The sequence below is a fragment of the Streptococcus sp. 21.1 genome (genome assembly GCF_016648635.1).
GTDB lineage: Bacteria > Bacillota > Bacilli > Lactobacillales > Streptococcaceae > Streptococcus.
This window is the reverse complement of sequence record NZ_JACLQL010000005.1, coordinates 74,950-92,296: the sequence shown is the minus strand read 5'-3', so window position 1 is coordinate 92,296 and position 17,347 is coordinate 74,950. Positions and strand designations below refer to the sequence as shown.

Genomic DNA, 17,347 nt, shown 5'->3' with positions numbered 1-17,347 from the left:
ACTTCAGAGTAAACTGAAGTGCTTTTGTCGTGCCTTATTTTTCGTGAAGTTCTTGATTTTTAAGAACCAGTTCTGAAACTTTGGCGAATTTTTTAAGTTTTTTGAGGTCTTCTGGATGGGTTACAAAGCTAATGACGCTACCTTCATTTCCCATACGACCAGTACGTCCTGCACGGTGAGTATAGGCTTCGCGATCTCGAGGAATATCGAAGTTGATGACTACCTCTAGATTTTCAATATCGATGCCGCGTGCCAAGAGGTCAGTACCGAGTAAGAGTGAAATCTCATGATTCTTGAATTTTTCCAAGATAACCTTACGGAATTTGACGTTGATGTCACTAGCCAATGATACCGCTGAAGCCCCGTTAAATTGGAGGCGTTCTTCAGTAGCCCCAAGGTCAGATAGACTGTTAAAAAAGACAAGACTACGGAAGTCAGGTATATTGGAGAACTTACGGAGAAGTTCGACACGGTTGCGTTTATCAACACTGATAAAATAATGTTTGATGGTGTCAAGTTCTTGATCAGATAGGTCATAAACGATGGTATTTTCGACAAGATTTTGATCATCAATTTTGTTGGTTGCCGAAATATAAATCATTTGATGGTCACGAGGAACATGGTGGCTGATTTTTGTCACAAAGTGGTATTGGCTATCACTGAGAAGCTCATCAAATTCATCTAGGACGATGGTGTTGACATTCATCATCTTGATCTTTTTGAGTTTAATCAGCTCAAAGACACGGCCAGGTGTTCCGATGAGAATTTCCGGTCCTTTCTTCAGGCGCTCAATTTGTCTCTTTTGACTAGAGCCAGAAAGGAAGAGTTGGGCAGTGAGTCCTAGTGGCTCAGCCCATTGTTTGGTCACATCAAAAATCTGTCCAGCAAGCTCTGAATTGGGTGCTAGGATAAGCAATTGCTGAGATTTTTTGGGCTTGAGTGAGAGGAGCAATGGGAGAAGGTAGGCTAGAGTTTTACCTGTTCCTGTAGGACTGATACCTAGGATATTGTCTCCTTCAGCGATTGGTGCAAAGAGTTCTTTTTGAATGGCAGTCTCTGTAGTGATTCCTTTTTCTTTAAGGAGGTCTTGCCATTGTTCAGGAAAGTTTTTAAACATAAAAGTCTCATTTTCTATATGGATTTGCTTTTATTATATCATGATTTAGTGTAGAATAAATAAGAAAGACTATATTAGATAGGAATTTACCATGCCTAAAAAACCGATTATTATTGGGGTTACGGGTGGCTCTGGTGGAGGTAAGACCAGTGTTTCTCGTGCCATTCTATCAAATTTTCCAGATGAGAAAATTGCTATGATTGAGCATGATTCTTATTATAAGGATCAGTCACATTTGACTTTTGAAGAGCGTGTGTCAACTAACTACGACCATCCCTTTGCCTTCGATACAGATCTTATGATTGAACACATCAATGAGCTGATTGCTGGGCGTCCAGTGGATATTCCGATTTATGACTACACCCAACACACTCGTAGTGAAAAGACTTATCGTCAGGAACCACAGGATGTCTTCATTGTTGAAGGGATTTTGGTACTTGAGGATAAACGCTTGCGTGATTTGATGGATATCAAGCTTTTTGTAGATACTGATGATGACATTCGTATTATCCGTCGTATCAAGCGTGACATGGAAGAGCGTGGCCGTAGCTTGGATAGTATTATTGAGCAATATATCAGTGTGGTTAAACCTATGTACCACCAGTTTATCGAACCTACGAAACGCTACGCAGATGTGGTGATTCCTGAAGGTGTCACAAATACTGTTGCTATCGATTTGATTAATACTAAGGTAGCAAGCATTTTGAAAGAAAGTCAGAAAGCCTAAGCAGGAGCTTGGCTTTTTTGGTATAATTGAAACGTTATGATTATTTTACAAGGAAACAAGATTGAGCGCTCTTTCTCAGGGGATGTGCTCTTTGATAATATTAATATTCAGGTAGATGAACGTGATCGTATTGCCCTTGTTGGACGTAACGGTGCTGGAAAATCAACCCTATTGAAAATTTTGGTTGGAGAGGAAGCGCCGACAAGTGGTGAAATCAACACAAAACGTGATTTGAATTTGTCTTACTTAGCTCAGGATAGTCGCTTTGAGTCTAGCAATACCATCTATGCGGAAATGTTAAATGTTTTTGCAGGTCTTCGTGCAGACGAAAAACGCCTTCGTGACATGGAAATGAAGATGGCTGAGTTAACTGGGTCAGACTTGGACAAGTTAATGACTGACTACGATCGCCTTTCTGAGGATTTCAGACAGCGAGGTGGTTTCACCTATGAATCTGATATCAGAGCCATTCTCAATGGTTTTAAGTTTGATGAAAGCATGTGGGAGATGCCTATTTCAGATCTTTCTGGAGGGCAAAACACGCGCTTAGCTTTGGCGAAAATGCTGCTTGAGAAGCCTGAACTCTTGGTACTGGATGAACCGACTAACCACTTGGATATTGAAACCATCGCCTGGTTGGAGAATTACCTGGTCAATTATCAGGGAGCTCTAATCATTGTCAGTCACGACCGTTATTTTTTGGATAAGGTGGCGACAGTAACCCTGGATTTGACCAAACATAGTTTAGATCGTTATGTCGGAAACTATTCAAAATTCATGGACCTTAAGGCTGAAAAGTTGGCCACTGAAGCAAAGAACTTCGAAAAACAACAAAAGGAAATTGCTAAGTTGGAGGACTTTGTTAATCGTAATATTGTCCGTGCTTCTACAACTAAGCGTGCTCAAGCCCGTCGTAAACAGCTAGAGAAAATGGAACGTCTGGATAAGCCAACAGAAGGCCAGAAGTCAGCTAATATGACTTTTCATGCGGATAAGGTCTCTGGGAATGTGGTCTTGACAGTTAAGGATGCTGCTATTGGTTATGACGACGAGATTCTCTCAGAGCCTATTTCCCTGGATGTTAAGAAGATGGATGCCATTGCCATCGTTGGTCCAAATGGTATCGGGAAAACAACCTTTATCAAGTCGGTAGTGGGTAAATTGCCTTTTATCAAGGGAACGTCAACCTATGGTGCTAATGTTGAAGTGGGGTATTATGATCAAACCCAATCTGCCTTGACACCGTTGAACACAGTACTTGATGAGTTGTGGAATGATTTTGCGACGACTCCTGAAGTTGAGATTCGTAACCGTCTGGGGGCTTTTCTCTTCTCAGGTGATGATGTCAAAAAGTCTGTTTCCATGCTTTCTGGTGGTGAGAAAGCTCGTCTGCTCCTAGCTAAATTATCAATGGAAAACAACAACTTTCTCATCCTAGATGAGCCGACCAACCACTTGGACATTGATAGCAAGGAAGTCTTGGAAAATGCCCTCATTGACTTTGATGGAACGCTTCTCTTTGTCAGCCATGACCGTTACTTTATCAACCGTGTGGCAACCAAAGTGATGGAAATTTCTGAGGATGGGGCAACCATTTATCTTGGAGATTACGATTACTACCTTGAGAAGAAGGCGGAGCTTGAAGAGTTAGCACGTCTTGAAGCAGAGGAAAATCAAGTATCAGAGGAAGTCCAAGTGGCTTCAGCGGGAGCTAGTGATTATCAAGCTCAAAAAGCCAATCAAAAAGAGATGCGTAAACTAAGTCGACGCATTGAGCAAATTGAAAATGAGCTAGAGACGATTGAGGAACGCTTGGAGGAAATTTCTGCTGCCATGCTTGAAACAAATGATGTGGCAGAATTGTCTGACTTGCAGAAAGAGCTGGATGACTTATCAGTTTCTCAAGAAGCTCTGATGGAAGAGTGGAGTGACTTATCAGAACAGTTGGAAGGTTAAGGAATGATGAGAGCCTTTTCATGTTTTGAGTTGTGAAAGGCTTACATTGTTGGTATAATAGTCTTAGTATATAAAAGGAGACTAACTTTATGAACAAAGTAAAGAAAAAAGTGTATCGTAACACAACATCTTTCAACATGATGGCATGGGGATCATTTGCCTTCTTCGTAATCTTGATGTTGGTAGGCCTCTATACCCTTAAAGAGCCTTTGATGGTTAAGGGTTACTACCTCATGGGATGTGTTGGTTTGATTTCATCTTCATTTACAGTATCTAAGGTTGTCCGTGATAACCAAGAAGATGAAGAAAACTATAATAAGCTCATCGCTCAACAAACTTTCGAACAATAAGAGGAGAAGCCTGAAAAGGCTTTTTCTTTTTGCAGAAAATGCACAAATATTCTGACTCTTGCCTAGTGGAAGTGTTATAATGGAGTGAAGGGGGTTAGATGATTTTGGAATGTGATAAGTCCAATTCATCAGCCCTAATGCCTTATAAGACTAATTATCGTATAAGAATGCGTTAGTGAAAAGGTAGGTAATATTATGGAATTCAAAGTGAAAGATGGTCAAATCATCTATTATCGTGATCTCGGTAAAGGCTTTCCAATTGTTTTTTTGCATGGCAATAATTTGTCAGGGAATTACTTTGGTAAGCAAGGAATTCTGTATCGAGACTATCGTTTAATTTTCATTGATAGTCGTAATCACGGCAGGTCCAGTCGTCAGAGTGTCAAGATGACCTTTGAACAGATGGCTGCCGATTTGGAGGAAATTTTGCAATATTTGAATATTAAGAAGGCCTTATTTGTCGGTCATAGTGACGGTGCTAATTTGGCTATGGTTTATGCTAGTCGTTATCCTGACCGGATTGCAGGGCTCTTGCTTAATGCGGGAAATATGACCTTTAATGGGTTGACGAGATGCTCAAGATTCGCGGTCTATATACAATATCTTTGCTTAAAAGCCTTGTCACCATTTTCATCTAAAATGGATATCATGGCTCAGGTAACGGGTCTGATGCTTCATGACTTGCCACTAGATAGGGAACGTCTACATCAGGCTGCCTATCCTGTTTGGGTAGTTATGGGGCAAAGGGATGTTATCAGTATTAGGCATTCTAGAGAGATTTCAGAACTCTTTCCTATTCATAAGCTCTATGTCCAACGTCGAGAAGGACATCGTCTAGCTCAACGTAAATATAAGGTCTTTAATCAAATGATTCGTGAACTTGTGAGAATTAGTCGAAAAGAGGTGGTGGCATGAAGCGTCTTTTAGAGAGACTTCAACCTTTAAAAGCGGCCGTTAAATCCATCTTCTTTATCTCGATTACGGTTCTTGTCGTCATAGAATTGGTTCGTCTAAAACGGACCATCACTTTAGAGTCACTGGAGTCAGCTCTGTCCGGTTTGTCTATTTGGCATCTTGTTTTGATGGCTGTCATCGGACTAGTCGCTGTCTCCCCCATGCTCTTTTATGACATCATACTGAATAAGGAGCTAGAAACGGATTATTCCAAATCCTATATCTTAGAAACAAGTTGGGCTGTCAATACCATTAATAACTTGGCTGGTTTTGCTGGTTTGGTCGATGTGGGTCTGCGATATTCCTTTTATTCTGAGGATGGGCAGGAAAAGACAGGTGTTAAGGCACTTTCTCGTTTATTGCCTTATTTTATGTCGGGTCTATCCCTTTTAAGTGGTTTGGTATTCGCTGTCTTTTGGTTCTTCCCTCTAAGTCCAGACTTAAGAAAATATTGGTTACTCTTATTGGGTATTTTCCTTTATCTGCCTTTTATTTTCTTTGTTTCTAGTCGTGAAAAGTTAACTTATTTTGGTCAAGTACCGTTGAAAACGAGGCTAAGTCTTCTTTTAGCTTCGACAGCTGAATGGGGAACGGCCCTAGGGAGCTTTGTCAGTGTGGCTTATTTAATGGGCTTACATGTTCCACTTTATAATCTGGTTCCACTTTATTTCCTAGCGGTTATTATTGGTATCTTCTCTATGATTCCGGGTGGTATTGGTAGTTTCGATTTGATTGTGATTACCGGTCTGACCTCTATGGGGGTTAGCAATGCTCTTGCGGTTAGTCTGCTCTTGCTCTTTCGTTTAACCTACTACGTTATTCCCTTCATGCTTGGTGTTGTCTTCTTTTTCAAACACATGGGAGGACGTATCAACGAGAAATACTTCAAACTTTCTTCACGAGTATTTGGTGGAAGTCTCCACCGTTTTCTCGTCTATTTGCTACGTTTTTTAGGGATTTTCTTGATTTTGTCTGCCCTAATCCCTGAACGCTTGGCTAATGTCTACTTTATTAGCCGTTTTGATCCTATTCAGGAGCAGTTGATTTGGCAATTCCCAAGTATCCTATTTGGTACCCTATTCATTTTCATGGCTCGTCTCATTAGACGTCGGGTTAAGGGTGCTTTTGTTGCCTCCTTGATAACCTTTGTCTTGGCCTTAATTTATGTCAATCTCAATGGTATTTCATGGGCCATGTCTTTCCTAATTTTACTCTCTTTGGTGCTTATGTTGATCATCAGAAAGAGGTTGTATCATCGTTACTTTGTTTATAGTTGGGAAGACAAAACCAAGGATTTCCTTTTCCTAGCCTTTACGATTCTGGTTCTCCTCGTTTTGGGTGGCAGCGGTTTTTGGTCTCATTTATTGCCACCTAAGAATCGGGATGTTCTTGGACATTTTGTTCATATTTGGTTTGATATTTTACTGGCATCAGTTATCATTGCAACTATTGTTTGGGGAGTCTTGAGAATTTTGGCACCCCGCAGGCCTTTTGGTCAAAGCATGGATGATGAGCGCTTCACAGCTCTCCTTGAGAAATATGGAGGTGCATCAGAAAGTGCCCTGGCTTATTTACATGATAAACGCCTCTTTTGGTATCGTGTCGATGGACAAGACCAGGTAGTTTTCCAATTTGCACAAACCAGTAACAAGTGTGTGGTTATGGGAAATCCGATAGGTAATGAAAACTATTACCGAGTAGCTTGGGAATCTTTCTTGAAGACCTTATCGGATTGGAATTTACAAGCCTTGTTTTATGAGGCAGATGAGAGTATTACCCTGATGCTTCATGATTATGGCTTTGATTTTATGAAATTTGGGGAAAATGCCATGGTTGATTTGACGTCATTTTCTGTTGATGGTAAACATGGTAAGAAGTTCCGTAAGCCAACCAATCGTGTTGAAAAAGCAGGTTTCCAGTTTAAGTTACTTGACCCTCCATTTTCAGAGACTCAGATGCAAGAAATGAAGGCTGTCTCAGATATTTGGCTTAACGGTCGTAAGGAGAAGGGCTTCTCCCTTGGTTTCTTTGATGAAGCCTATCTGCAGCAAGCACCGATTGCTATTGTTGAGAGTGAGGAGGGAGAAATTGTAGCCTTTGCCAACATCATGCCAACCAAAAACAAACGGGTGGCGACGATTGACCTTATGCGTTATGACTTTGAAAAGGCACCCGAAGGTATCATGGATTACCTCTTTGTGAAACTCTTCCAGTACTTCCAAGCAGAAGGAAAGCAGTATTTTGATATGGGAATGGCTCCACTCGCGAATGTGGGTACTGAAGAAGATAGTTTTTTGGAAGAGAAGGTTGCCAATTTGGTCTATGTCTTTGCGCAGCGTTTTTACTCTTTTAGTGGGCTCCAACGTTATAAGGAGAAGTTCTCTCCAATTTGGTCTCCCAAATACATTGTTTATCCTAAACGTACTTGGCTCTTGTTTGATATGATTGCCATTCTAAGGATTGATAATCGAAAAATTGAAGACAGATTGAAGAAAAGACGACTTTGGAAATAGATATGAAAAAATAGCGAAACCCTAAGGGTTTCGCTATTTTGCTATGTCATAGAATTATTTTTCAAATTCTGCTTTTGATTTAGTATCTGCGTATTCTTCAGCGACTTCGCTTGAAAGAATGTCATTGTAACTTGGCAATTTAATGTCTTGGCCATATTTGTTACGAAGGGCAGTAGTGACCAAACGGTAGGCCAGGTTGGCGTTACGACAAAGAATTGGTCCATGGAAGTAGCTACCATAAACATTTTTATAGTGGACACCCTCAGAACCGTCTTCCTTGTTATTACCATTACCGTAGACCACTTTTCCAAGTGGTTTTTCATCATCAGAGAGGAAGGTACGCCCTTGGTGATTCTCAAAGCCATAGTAAGTTTCATCGAACTCTTCGTTATGGATCTTGATGTCACCAATATAACGATTATTTTCTTGATTAAGGGTGTAGTGGCCCATAACACCGATACCATCAATGCGGACACCATTAGCTTGGATGTAATATTGACCAAGAAGTTGGAAACCACCACAGATGGCAAGAATTACTTTGTTATCTTGGATGAATTGACCAATAGCCTCACGCTTAGTTGGGAGGTCTTTAGCAACGATGGATTGTTCGTAGTCTTGACCACCTCCAAAGAAGACCATGTCGTAGTGGTCCTTGTCGAAGTCATCACCAACTGAAACGATGTCGAAGGTCATCTTAGCACCAAGTTTTTCACCCACGTATTTGATCATAAGAACATTTCCGTTGTCACCGTAGGTATTGAGTAGATTACCATAAAGGTGGGCAACATTTAGGTCATAGGTGTAGTCACGATTTTCTGGAGATTTGAGTGAAGTATAAGTCATTAGTTCATCTCCTTTCCGACAGCATGACGTTGAGCAAGAATATCACGGAATTCAAGCATGGCAGTGTAGGTCGCTAAGATATAGGCATGATCGCAATCTTGTTTTTCAATCAAGGCCATAATATCTTCAAGTTTTTCTGCTTGCGTAATCTTTTCTTCTGGATAGCCGGTTACACGAAGACGGCGGGCAATTTCAGAATGGCGAACACCACCAGCGTTAATCTCAGGGATATCCATCTCGATAATGCTTTCAAAGTTGGCATCCCAAATCCAGCTAGTATCAATACCATCAGCATAATTGGCGTTAAGAAGGACTGACAAGCTAAACGGATAATCTGCAAGTTTAATCATATCGAGAGCTTGGCTGGCTCCTACTGGATTCTTAATTAGTACGAGAGTACATGATTTGTCACCAATCTTAAAGGTTTCTTGGCGACCAAAGACAGCACGACTCTTATCAAAACCAGCTTTGATTTGCTCTGGAGCCACTCCGAAGAATTCAGCGACAGAGACTGCAGCAAGGGCATTGTAGATGTTATAAAGACCACCGACATTAATCTTGTAATCTTGTCCATCAATGACAAATTCAGAAGTAGTGTTAGTGATTTTAGTCAACTCTGTTAGCTTATAGTCTAATTCTGGACGGTGGAAGTCACAGTTGAGGCATACATAGTCACCCAAATTAGCATAAGTATTGAGGCGATACTGAAGAATGCTCTCACATTTAGGGCAGACAATTCCTTCGGTATTATAATGTGCCAGCTCTGGAGCGTGTTTTTCAGTGTCAAAACCATAGAAGCGTACAGGATTGACCACTTCTTTAGAATTAAAGAGAGGACTGTCCCCATTGGCCAAAATAGTGGCCTCAGGTGCCTTAGCAGCACCATCTAAAATCATCTGATAAGTGGTATAGATTTCACCATAGCGGTCCATTTGGTCACGGAAAATATTTGTGAAGACAAAAAGACTTGGAGTGATGTATTCAGTGATTTTTGGAAGGCTAGCCTCGTCAATTTCCAAGACAGCGATTTTCTTACCAGACTTGGCTTTTTTAGCTGTTAGGAAAGTAGAAGTGATTCCTGTGATCATGTTGGCTCCACTAGGGTTGGTCACAATCTCACCAAAAGCTTCTTTAAGAATTCCTACTGTTAAAGCTGTTGTCAGAGTCTTACCATTGGTTCCAGTGACAACGACAATCTCGTAATCCTTGGCTAAAGTGTCTAAAATATCTTTGTCAAATTTAAGGGCGATTTTTCCAGGCAGGGTTGAGCCACGTCCCAATTTTGAAAGGACGAAATGGCTAGCTTTACCCGCCAGAATTCCCATGGTAGTTTTCATAGTCATGAATTTATTTTATCACAAAAAGTAGTGATTGTAGTCTCAAAATAGTTAGAATTCGTGGTATAATAGAAACTGTTTAAAAATTAAAAGAAAGTGTGATATGTATGGGAATACTTTCGTCCATTGATATTGATTTTTGGCGGTCACTCTTTGATAGTCCGCTGAAAGTTATCGTCAATAGTTTGGACATATTGATTGTTGCTTTTTTAATTTATCGCTTTATTAGGGCCCTACGAGGGACAAAAATTATGACCCTTGTTCAAGGGGTTGTCTTATTTATTTTAGTCAAACTGATTTCTGATTTTATAGGCTTCACGACGATTTCTTATTTGATGAATCAGGTTATCAACTATGGGGCCATTGCGGCGGTTGTAATCTTTGCGCCAGAGCTTCGTTCTGCACTTGAAACCTTTGGACGGACACCTCAGCATTTTTTGCAAAATAAAGAGGTTAGCTCAGACGAGAAGTTGGTTCAAGCCTACGTTAAAGCTGTTAAGTACATGAGTCCTCGTAAGATTGGGGCGCTGGTTTCTATTGAACAGACTCAGACCTTACAAGAGCAGATTGCGACTGGAATTCCACTTGATGCGGTGGTGACTGGGGAACTTTTAATTAATATATTCATCCCAAATACACCGCTTCATGATGGGGCAGTTATCATCAGAGATAACAAGGTTGCGACGGCTTGTTCTTATCTGCCATTGACGGAATCTAATAAGATTTCCAAAGAGTTTGGGACTAGACATAGGGCTGCCATTGGTCTTTCAGAACAGACAGATGCACTGACCTTTGTTGTGTCTGAGGAAACTGGTGCGATTTCAATTGCGTACAAGGGAAATTTCATCCATGATCTCTCTGTTCAAGAATTTGAACAAGAGTTGAGTCTTATCTTGTTGAAAGAACAAGAACCACGTCAGTCATTCTTCCAACGTTGGATGGGAGGTAGCAAAAAATGAAGCGTTTCGTAAATTTCTTTAAAGACGATCGTTTATGGCAGATGCTAGTTGCTCTCTTCTTTGCTGTGGTACTCTTTTTCACGGCATGGTCGGGAAATACGCAAAATAAAAACAATAGCTCAAGTGCATCTAATACCTTTACACAAACCGTTGAATCGGTTCCTGTGGATATTAAATATGATAGTGATAAGTACTTTATCAGTGGTTATTCCTATGATGCCGAAGTCTATTTGACAGCGACAACACAGCTGGCTTTAACGACTGAGACAAGTAGTGATACGCGTCACTTTAAATTAGTTGCTGATTTGTCGAATCTGGGTCAAGGAACCAGTCGAGTACCTATTCAGGTTAAGGATCTTCCAGCTGGAATGTCTGCGCAAGTATCGCCATCAACCTTGACGGCGACTATTGGTAAAAAAGCCAGCAAGATCTTTGACGTCGTAGCTAATATCACATCAGATAAGTTAGCAAATGGCTATGAAGTTAAAAAAGTTAGCCTGGATGCAACCAAGGTAGAGGTAACTTCGAGTGAAGATATCATTAACCAGATTGATCATGTTCAAGCAGTATTGGAAGGCGATTCCAACCTGTCTGAAGATTATGATGGGAACTTGGTCCTTCAAGCAGTTTCGACAAATGGAACAGTCCTAGCAAGTTCAATCTCACCAGCTAAGGTGCATGCCAAGATTAGTTTGCGAAAATTGAGCAAATCTGTTCCTGTTAAGGTCGAACTGACTGGAGATAAGGCTAGCAATGTGTCTAGTATCAGCTATAGCTTTAATCGTGGGCATGTGACTATTGTTGGTAGTCAAGAAGCTATGGATAAGATTGATAGCATCACAGTTCCTGTGGACATTAGCCAAGTGACTAAGGACACATCAAAAACAATAGACCTTAAGGCAGAAGGTGTTACGGTTCAGCCTGGCACTGTTAAGGTTAACTTAAAAGTCACGCAAAAATAGGGGAGTTACATTTTTCCTAAATTCATGTATAATGGATGGGATTGAGAGGGACTAATCTCATAAAAATGTAACCAATTAAAAATGTTTAAAATCAAGGGTTGAAAATATTGGCGAAATTTTATAAAGTTAGATTATCTAGATAGATTTCACTAGATTGACTCTTGCTAAACAGCATCACAGTTTAAGGAGGATTTAGTGCTTAAGCACTAATATTAAAATTATGGGTAAATATTTTGGAACAGACGGTGTTCGTGGAGAAGCAAACGTTGAACTTACGCCTGAATTGGCCTTTAAATTAGGTCGTTTTGGTGGTTATGTGCTTAGCCAACATGAGACTGGCCGTCCTAAAGTTTTTGTGGCACGTGATACACGTATCTCTGGTGAGATGTTGGAATCTGCCTTAGTAGCAGGTTTGCTCTCAGTGGGTATTGAAGTCTACAAACTTGGAGTGCTTGCGACACCTGGCGTCTCATACTTGGTCCGTACAGAAAATGCAAGCGCTGGTGTTATGATTTCAGCCAGCCATAATCCAGCTCTTGATAATGGTATCAAGTTCTTTGGTGGCGATGGTTTTAAATTGGACGATGCGCGTGAAGCGGAAATTGAAGCCCTTCTCGATGCTACAGAAGATACGCTTCCACGCCCTTCAGCTGAAGGACTTGGAACACTTGTGGATTATCCAGAGGGTCTTCGTAAATACGAAAAATTCTTGGTGGCTACAGGTGTTGACCTCGGTGGCATGAAAGTTGCCTTGGATGCGGCTAATGGAGCAGCTGCGGTATCTGCACGTAACATATTCCTTGACTTGAACGCAGAAATCTCTGTTATTGGTGACCAGCCTGATGGCCTTAACATCAATGCTGGTGTTGGTTCGACACACCCAGAGCAGTTGCAAGCCTTGGTTAAAGAAACTGGCTCAGCTATTGGTCTTGCCTTTGATGGTGACAGTGACCGTCTCATCGCTGTTGATGAAAATGGCGATATTGTTGATGGTGATAAGGTGATGTATATCATTGGTAAACATTTGTCTCAAAAAGGCGAGTTGGCTAAAAATACTATTGTAACAACAGTTATGTCAAACCTTGGTTTCCACAAGGCACTTGACCGTGAAGGCATTAACAAGGCAGTGACTGCTGTTGGTGACCGTTATGTTGTCGAAGAAATGCGTAAAAACGGCTACAACCTTGGTGGTGAACAGTCTGGACACGTTATTATCATGGATTACAACACAACTGGTGATGGTCAGTTGACAGCAATCCAATTGACTAAAGTCATGGTTGAAACAGGTAAGAGCTTGTCTGAATTGGCTTCAGAAGTGACCATCTATCCACAAAAATTGGTTAATATCCGTGTGGAAAATAGCATGAAAGATAAAGCTATGGAAGTTCCTGCCATTGCCGCTATCATTGAAAAAATGGAAGCTGAGATGGCTGGAAATGGACGTATCTTGGTTCGTCCAAGTGGTACAGAACCACTCCTTCGTGTTATGGCAGAAGCACCAACAGATGATGAAGTGAACTATTACGTTGATACGATTGCTGATGTTGTTCGTGCAGAAATTGGATTGGACTAAGTATGATAGCTAAGCTCAGAGCCTTCATGGCTACCGAAGTTTTCAAGTACCTTTTCTTTGGTGTCTTGGCAACTTTAGTTTATATGGTCAGTCGTATTTTGATTTTTCAGTTGACCAATCAGGGGACACTCTCGGCGGTCTTAGCCAGTGCGATTGCCATTATCTTTGCCTTTTTTACAAATGACATGTTTGTCTTTAATCAGGAAAAGACTGGTATGGTTACGCGCTTTGTTAAGTTTGTGGGTGCTCGCCTATTGACCTTGGTCTTGGATTTGGCTTTGGCCTATTTCTTGGTCGATACCTATCCAGAAATTATTGGTCAATTTGTTGGTCATAGTCATGCTTGGGTAAACGGTATCGAGAGCCTCTTCTCTCAGGTCCTTATCATTGTATTGAACTATATTATTTCTAAATTCTTCGTCTTTACAGGCGAGAAAGTATAAGCAAAAAGGAAGTTGTTAGGAAATGTGTTAAAAGCATTTCTTACCAACCTCCTTTTTTGATATAATTGAAGAGACTTAAAAAAATAGAAAGATGAAACATGTACGTACAATTATCTCAACGCCTTAAGGATGTAGCAACCTATGTTCCCAAAGGCGCAAAACTCTTGGATGTAGGCAGTGATCATGCCTATCTTCCGATTTATTTACTTGAAAAAGGTTTGATTACTTCAGCTATTGCTGGAGAAGTGGTAAAAGGGCCCTATGAATCCGCTCTTGCTAATGTCTCAGCTTCTGGTTTCCAAGATAAAATGGAGGTGCGCTTGGCTAATGGCTTGGCTGCCTTTGAGCCTGCTGATGACGTAACCACTATCACGATTTGTGGTATGGGAGGACGTCTTATTGCTGACATCCTTGATGCTGGAAAGGACAAACTTAAGGGCGTAGACCGTCTGATTTTACAACCAAATAATCGTGAAGATGATCTCCGTATTTGGTTGATGGAAAATGGTTTTGAGATTATTGCAGAGTCTATCTTGACTGAAAATGGCAAATACTACGAAATCATGGTTGCAGAGGCTGGACACATGAGCCTTTCGGACAAGGAAGTGCGTTTTGGTCCTCATCTCATGAAAGACCAATCTCAGGTTTTCCAGCTCAAATGGCAACGCGAAATCAATAAATTAGAGCTTGCTTTAGGATCCATTCCACTGGCCAATCAGGCTGATCGTACAGCTATTGAAGATAAAATTCAAACCATTAAGGAGGTTTTGAATCATGTTAGCTAGTGAACTTATTAAGACTTATGAAGAATTTTGTCCACAGGAGCTTTCTATGGAAGGTGATGTGGTTGGCTTGCAGATTGGTAGTCTGGACAAAGAGATTCAGAAGGTCATGGTTACCTTGGATGTTCGTGAGAATACGGTAGCCGAAGCTATTGAAAAAGGTGTGGACCTCATTATTGCTAAACATGCTCCAATTTTTCGTCCAGTTAAGGATTTGGTGTCTTCGCCTGACCGAGATATTTTACTTGACCTGGTTAAGCATGATATTACTGTCTATGTGAGTCATACTAATATTGATGTCGTTAATGATGGGCTTAATGATTGGTTCTGTGACTTACTTGACATTAAAGACACTACTTATTTAACGCAGACTTCTGAAAATCATGGAATCGGTCGAGTAGGTGATATCGTGCCTCAGACTATTCAAGAACTTGCTCTTAAAGTCAAGTCTGTTTTTGCCTTAGATAGTGTTCGCTTGGTTCGTTATAATCATGACAATCCTCTAGTTAGCCGTGTGGCTATTTGTGGAGGTAGCGGTCAAGGATTTTACAAGGATGCTTTGAAAAAGGGCGCACAAGTCTTCATCACTGGTGATGTTTACTACCATACAGGACAGGAAATGATTACTAATGGTCTCTTGGCAATTGATCCTGGGCACCATATCGAAGCCCTTTTTATCTCAAAGATTGCTGAGAAACTTGAGGCTTGGAAACTTGAGCATGATTGGAATGTGACGATACTTGAAAGTCAGTCCTCAACCAATCCTTTTGACCATTTGTAGGAGGATGTGTCTGTGACTTGGCTTTTACATCAAAATGTGGTCTTTTTGGCCTTGCTTGCTGGTCTTTTTACTTGGGGCTGTACCATTGTCGGATCGGCCATTGTTTTCTTCTTCAAGAATATTAGCCGTAAATTGCTAGATATCATGATGGGCTTTGCGGCAGGTGTCATGATTGCGGCCTCTTTTTGGTCGCTTTTGGACCCCTCTTTAACTTATGCGACTCAAAATGGCTATGGGAAGTGGTCATGGTTCCCTGCGGCAGCTGGTTTCTTGCTTGGAGGTGTTGCCCTTCGTTTGATTGATGCCGTCGTTCCCCATTTGCATTTGGGGAATGACATCTCTAAAGCAGAAGGTATTCAACCTCGTAAGAAAAAGTTGTCCAAGACAGCCCTGCTCTTTTTGGCTATCACCATTCATAATTTTCCAGAGGGATTGGCAGTCGGTGTGACTTTTGGAGCCTTGGCTGGTGGCAATATGACATTCGCTGGTCTCATGGGAGCCATTGGTTTAGCTATAGGTATTGGTTTGCAGAATGTCCCTGAAGGTGCAGCCCTCTCAGTTCCTATTCGAGCAGATGGAAAATCTCGTATCAAGGCCTTTTATTGGGGATCTATGTCAGCTATCGTGGAGCCTATAGGGGCTGTTATGGGAGCTGCCCTTGTTATGTGGATGATGGCAATCATTCCTTATGCTTTGGCCTTTGCGGCTGGTGCCATGATTTTTGTGGTAACGGAGGAATTGATTCCTGAATCACAAACCAATGGTAATACTGACGTAGCAACCTTGGGCCTTATGGTTGGCTTTGTCGTCATGATGGTCATGGACGTGGCCTTGGGGTAAAAGAAGAATAAAGAGCTGTGCCTATTGATATAGGACTCAGCTCTTTTCAAATAGATGGAGTAAAAAATGAAAATTGCAATTGTTGGAGCAGGTATTGTCGGTTCAACGGCTGCCTATTACTTATCAAAAGAAAAAGACGTAGAGGTTACTGTTTTCGACCATGGTCTTGGACAAGCAACCAAGGCAGCAGCAGGGATTATCAGTCCTTGGTTTTCTAAACGCCGAAATAAGGCCTGGTATCGCATGGCCCGTTTGGGAGCAGATTTTTACCAAGATTTAGTTTCAGATCTTAAAAAGGATGGTTATGACACGAACTTCTATGATCAGTCTGGTGTAGCCCTTCTCAAGAAAGACGATAGTAAATTGGACGCTTTGTACCAGTATGCAGAGACGAGACTAGAAGAATCACCCATTATTGGTGAACTCTCTATAAAAAATGCTGAGGATCTCCCTGAATTCACTGGATTTGACCATTATCTCTATGCTTCTGGAGGAGCCAGAGTGGAAGGAGCAGAGTTGACAGCGACCTTGATTGAGGCCTCTGGTTTTGTAAAGGTGGAAGGACCAGTTACACTCTCTCCTCTTGACAATGGCACTTACGAGATTAATGCTCAAACTTTTGATAAGGTCATTCTCGCTTGTGGTGCCTGGCTAGGTCAAACGCTTGAACCCCTTGGTTTTGAAGTAGATGTTCGCCCCCAAAAAGGTCAATTACGTGACTATTTCTTTGAGGGGTTAGATACTGGTAAGTTGCCTGTTTTGATGCCAGAGGGCGAACTAGATGTCATCCCCTTTGCAGGTGGAAAGATTTCGGTAGGGGCCAGCCACGAAAATGACCAAGGCTTTGATTTGACAGTTGATGAGACTGTACTTGCAAGTCTGGAGGAAGAGGCTAAAACCTATTTTCCTGACTTAAGTACTGCCAAGTCCTTCTCAGAACGTGTGGGAACTAGGGCCTACACGAGTGACTTCTCTCCTTTCTTTGGAGAAGTTCCAGAACTTGAGAGTGTCTTTGTCGCCTCTGGTTTAGGATCTTCAGGGCTTACGACAGGGCCACTGATTGGAAAAAATCTGGTTGATTTGGCCATGAATCGACCTGGTAGCTTGGATAGTGCGGACTATCCAGTGGCTCAGTACATTAAGAAAAAAGACTAATAGTATTAAAGTTCTTCTAGATATTTAGACTCAAGAATCAGCTGGCTATTTCTCG

General features: G+C 41.3%; 16 protein-coding genes. 13 read left to right on the top strand and 3 right to left on the bottom strand.

Annotation, left to right across the window (positions count from 1 at the left end; all coding sequences use genetic code 11):
• Nucleotides 1–34: 34 nt before the first annotated feature.
• Nucleotides 35–1,117, bottom strand: a complete 1,083-nt coding sequence (locus tag H7U01_RS05285; RefSeq protein WP_201041240.1) for a DEAD/DEAH box helicase — start codon at nt 1,115–1,117, stop codon at nt 35–37.
• A 91-nt stretch (nt 1,118–1,208) separates the two neighbouring features.
• Between H7U01_RS05285 and udk the strand changes: the two genes are divergently transcribed.
• The 5 genes from udk to mprF all read left to right on the top strand — a co-directional run bounded on the left by udk (nt 1,209) and on the right by mprF (nt 7,617).
• On the top strand, nt 1,209–1,844 hold the full coding sequence (gene udk, locus H7U01_RS05280) for a uridine kinase (RefSeq protein WP_002890688.1): 636 nt from the start codon (nt 1,209–1,211) through the stop codon (nt 1,842–1,844).
• Nucleotides 1,845–1,880: 36 nt separating this feature from the next.
• Nucleotides 1,881–3,800, top strand: a complete 1,920-nt coding sequence (locus tag H7U01_RS05275; protein WP_201041239.1) for an ABC-F family ATP-binding cassette domain-containing protein — start codon at nt 1,881–1,883, stop codon at nt 3,798–3,800.
• Nucleotides 3,801–3,889: 89 nt separating this feature from the next.
• Entirely contained in the window at nt 3,890–4,150 is a 261-nt protein-coding gene (locus H7U01_RS05270; RefSeq protein WP_002883990.1) for a YiaA/YiaB family inner membrane protein, read from the top strand.
• Nucleotides 4,151–4,345: 195 nt separating this feature from the next.
• Nucleotides 4,346–5,065 carry an alpha/beta fold hydrolase gene (locus H7U01_RS05265; protein ID WP_201041238.1) on the top strand — a complete coding sequence of 240 codons (720 nt, stop codon included), beginning with the start codon at nt 4,346–4,348 and terminating at the stop codon, nt 5,063–5,065.
• Complete coding sequence (gene mprF / locus H7U01_RS05260; RefSeq protein ID WP_037600518.1) at nt 5,062–7,617, top strand: bifunctional lysylphosphatidylglycerol flippase/synthetase MprF; 2,556 nt, start codon at nt 5,062–5,064, stop codon at nt 7,615–7,617. The genes H7U01_RS05265 and mprF overlap by 4 nt, the downstream gene beginning before the upstream one ends.
• 54 nt (nt 7,618–7,671) lie before the next feature.
• Here mprF and gatD read toward each other — a convergent pair whose 3' ends face one another.
• Nucleotides 7,672–8,460: a lipid II isoglutaminyl synthase subunit GatD gene (gene gatD, locus H7U01_RS05255; protein ID WP_201041237.1), complete on the bottom strand. Its 789-nt coding sequence runs from the start codon at nt 8,458–8,460 to the stop codon at nt 7,672–7,674.
• Nucleotides 8,460–9,803, bottom strand: a complete 1,344-nt coding sequence (murT, locus tag H7U01_RS05250) for a lipid II isoglutaminyl synthase subunit MurT (RefSeq protein WP_014634270.1) — start codon at nt 9,801–9,803, stop codon at nt 8,460–8,462. Before murT ends, gatD begins: the two co-directional genes overlap by 1 nt.
• Before the next feature lie 101 nt (nt 9,804–9,904).
• Here murT and cdaA point away from each other — a divergent pair, with 101 nt between their 5' ends.
• From cdaA to H7U01_RS05210, 8 genes are all read left to right on the top strand, one after another.
• Nucleotides 9,905–10,756 (top strand): diadenylate cyclase CdaA, encoded by an 852-nt coding sequence (gene cdaA, locus H7U01_RS05245; RefSeq protein WP_037600527.1) that lies wholly within the window; start codon nt 9,905–9,907, stop codon nt 10,754–10,756.
• Entirely contained in the window at nt 10,753–11,718 is a 966-nt protein-coding gene (locus H7U01_RS05240; RefSeq protein ID WP_201041236.1) for a YbbR-like domain-containing protein, read from the top strand. Before cdaA ends, H7U01_RS05240 begins: the two co-directional genes overlap by 4 nt.
• A gap of 220 nt (nt 11,719–11,938) precedes the next feature.
• Entirely contained in the window at nt 11,939–13,291 is a 1,353-nt protein-coding gene (gene glmM, locus H7U01_RS05235; protein WP_014634273.1) for a phosphoglucosamine mutase, read from the top strand.
• A gap of 2 nt (nt 13,292–13,293) precedes the next feature.
• The gene (locus H7U01_RS05230; RefSeq protein WP_014633281.1) at nt 13,294–13,734 is read left to right on the top strand and encodes a GtrA family protein; all 441 of its coding nucleotides are present in this window, start codon (nt 13,294–13,296) and stop codon (nt 13,732–13,734) included.
• 98 nt (nt 13,735–13,832) lie between these two features.
• Nucleotides 13,833–14,519, top strand: coding sequence for a tRNA (adenine(22)-N(1))-methyltransferase (locus tag H7U01_RS05225; protein ID WP_064524700.1), 687 nt, complete (start codon nt 13,833–13,835; stop codon nt 14,517–14,519).
• The gene (locus H7U01_RS05220) at nt 14,509–15,297 is read left to right on the top strand and encodes a Nif3-like dinuclear metal center hexameric protein (RefSeq protein WP_064524698.1); all 789 of its coding nucleotides are present in this window, start codon (nt 14,509–14,511) and stop codon (nt 15,295–15,297) included. The genes H7U01_RS05225 and H7U01_RS05220 overlap by 11 nt, the downstream gene beginning before the upstream one ends.
• A gap of 12 nt (nt 15,298–15,309) precedes the next feature.
• Nucleotides 15,310–16,137, top strand: a complete 828-nt coding sequence (locus H7U01_RS05215; protein ID WP_064524697.1) for a ZIP family metal transporter — start codon at nt 15,310–15,312, stop codon at nt 16,135–16,137.
• A 66-nt stretch (nt 16,138–16,203) separates the two neighbouring features.
• Nucleotides 16,204–17,292 (top strand): NAD(P)/FAD-dependent oxidoreductase, encoded by a 1,089-nt coding sequence (locus H7U01_RS05210; protein WP_201041235.1) that lies wholly within the window; start codon nt 16,204–16,206, stop codon nt 17,290–17,292.
• Nucleotides 17,293–17,347: the final 55 nt, after the last annotated feature.

Bases quoted from the DNA above. Each gene is read 5' to 3' on its own strand.
- H7U01_RS05285 (WP_201041240.1), bottom strand. From the start codon at position 1,117: ATGTTTAAAAACTTTCCTGAACAATGGCAAGACCTCCTTAAAGAAAAA.
- udk (WP_002890688.1), top strand. From the start codon at position 1,209: ATGCCTAAAAAACCGATTATTATTGGGGTTACGGGTGGCTCTGGTGGA.
- H7U01_RS05275 (WP_201041239.1), top strand. From the start codon at position 1,881: ATGATTATTTTACAAGGAAACAAGATTGAGCGCTCTTTCTCAGGGGAT.
- H7U01_RS05270 (WP_002883990.1), top strand. From the start codon at position 3,890: ATGAACAAAGTAAAGAAAAAAGTGTATCGTAACACAACATCTTTCAAC.
- H7U01_RS05265 (WP_201041238.1), top strand. From the start codon at position 4,346: ATGGAATTCAAAGTGAAAGATGGTCAAATCATCTATTATCGTGATCTC.
- mprF (WP_037600518.1), top strand. From the start codon at position 5,062: ATGAAGCGTCTTTTAGAGAGACTTCAACCTTTAAAAGCGGCCGTTAAA.
- gatD (WP_201041237.1), bottom strand. From the start codon at position 8,460: ATGACTTATACTTCACTCAAATCTCCAGAAAATCGTGACTACACCTAT.
- murT (WP_014634270.1), bottom strand. From the start codon at position 9,803: ATGACTATGAAAACTACCATGGGAATTCTGGCGGGTAAAGCTAGCCAT.
- cdaA (WP_037600527.1), top strand. From the start codon at position 9,905: ATGGGAATACTTTCGTCCATTGATATTGATTTTTGGCGGTCACTCTTT.
- H7U01_RS05240 (WP_201041236.1), top strand. From the start codon at position 10,753: ATGAAGCGTTTCGTAAATTTCTTTAAAGACGATCGTTTATGGCAGATG.
- glmM (WP_014634273.1), top strand. From the start codon at position 11,939: ATGGGTAAATATTTTGGAACAGACGGTGTTCGTGGAGAAGCAAACGTT.
- H7U01_RS05230 (WP_014633281.1), top strand. From the start codon at position 13,294: ATGATAGCTAAGCTCAGAGCCTTCATGGCTACCGAAGTTTTCAAGTAC.
- H7U01_RS05225 (WP_064524700.1), top strand. From the start codon at position 13,833: ATGTACGTACAATTATCTCAACGCCTTAAGGATGTAGCAACCTATGTT.
- H7U01_RS05220 (WP_064524698.1), top strand. From the start codon at position 14,509: ATGTTAGCTAGTGAACTTATTAAGACTTATGAAGAATTTTGTCCACAG.
- H7U01_RS05210 (WP_201041235.1), top strand. From the start codon at position 16,204: ATGAAAATTGCAATTGTTGGAGCAGGTATTGTCGGTTCAACGGCTGCC.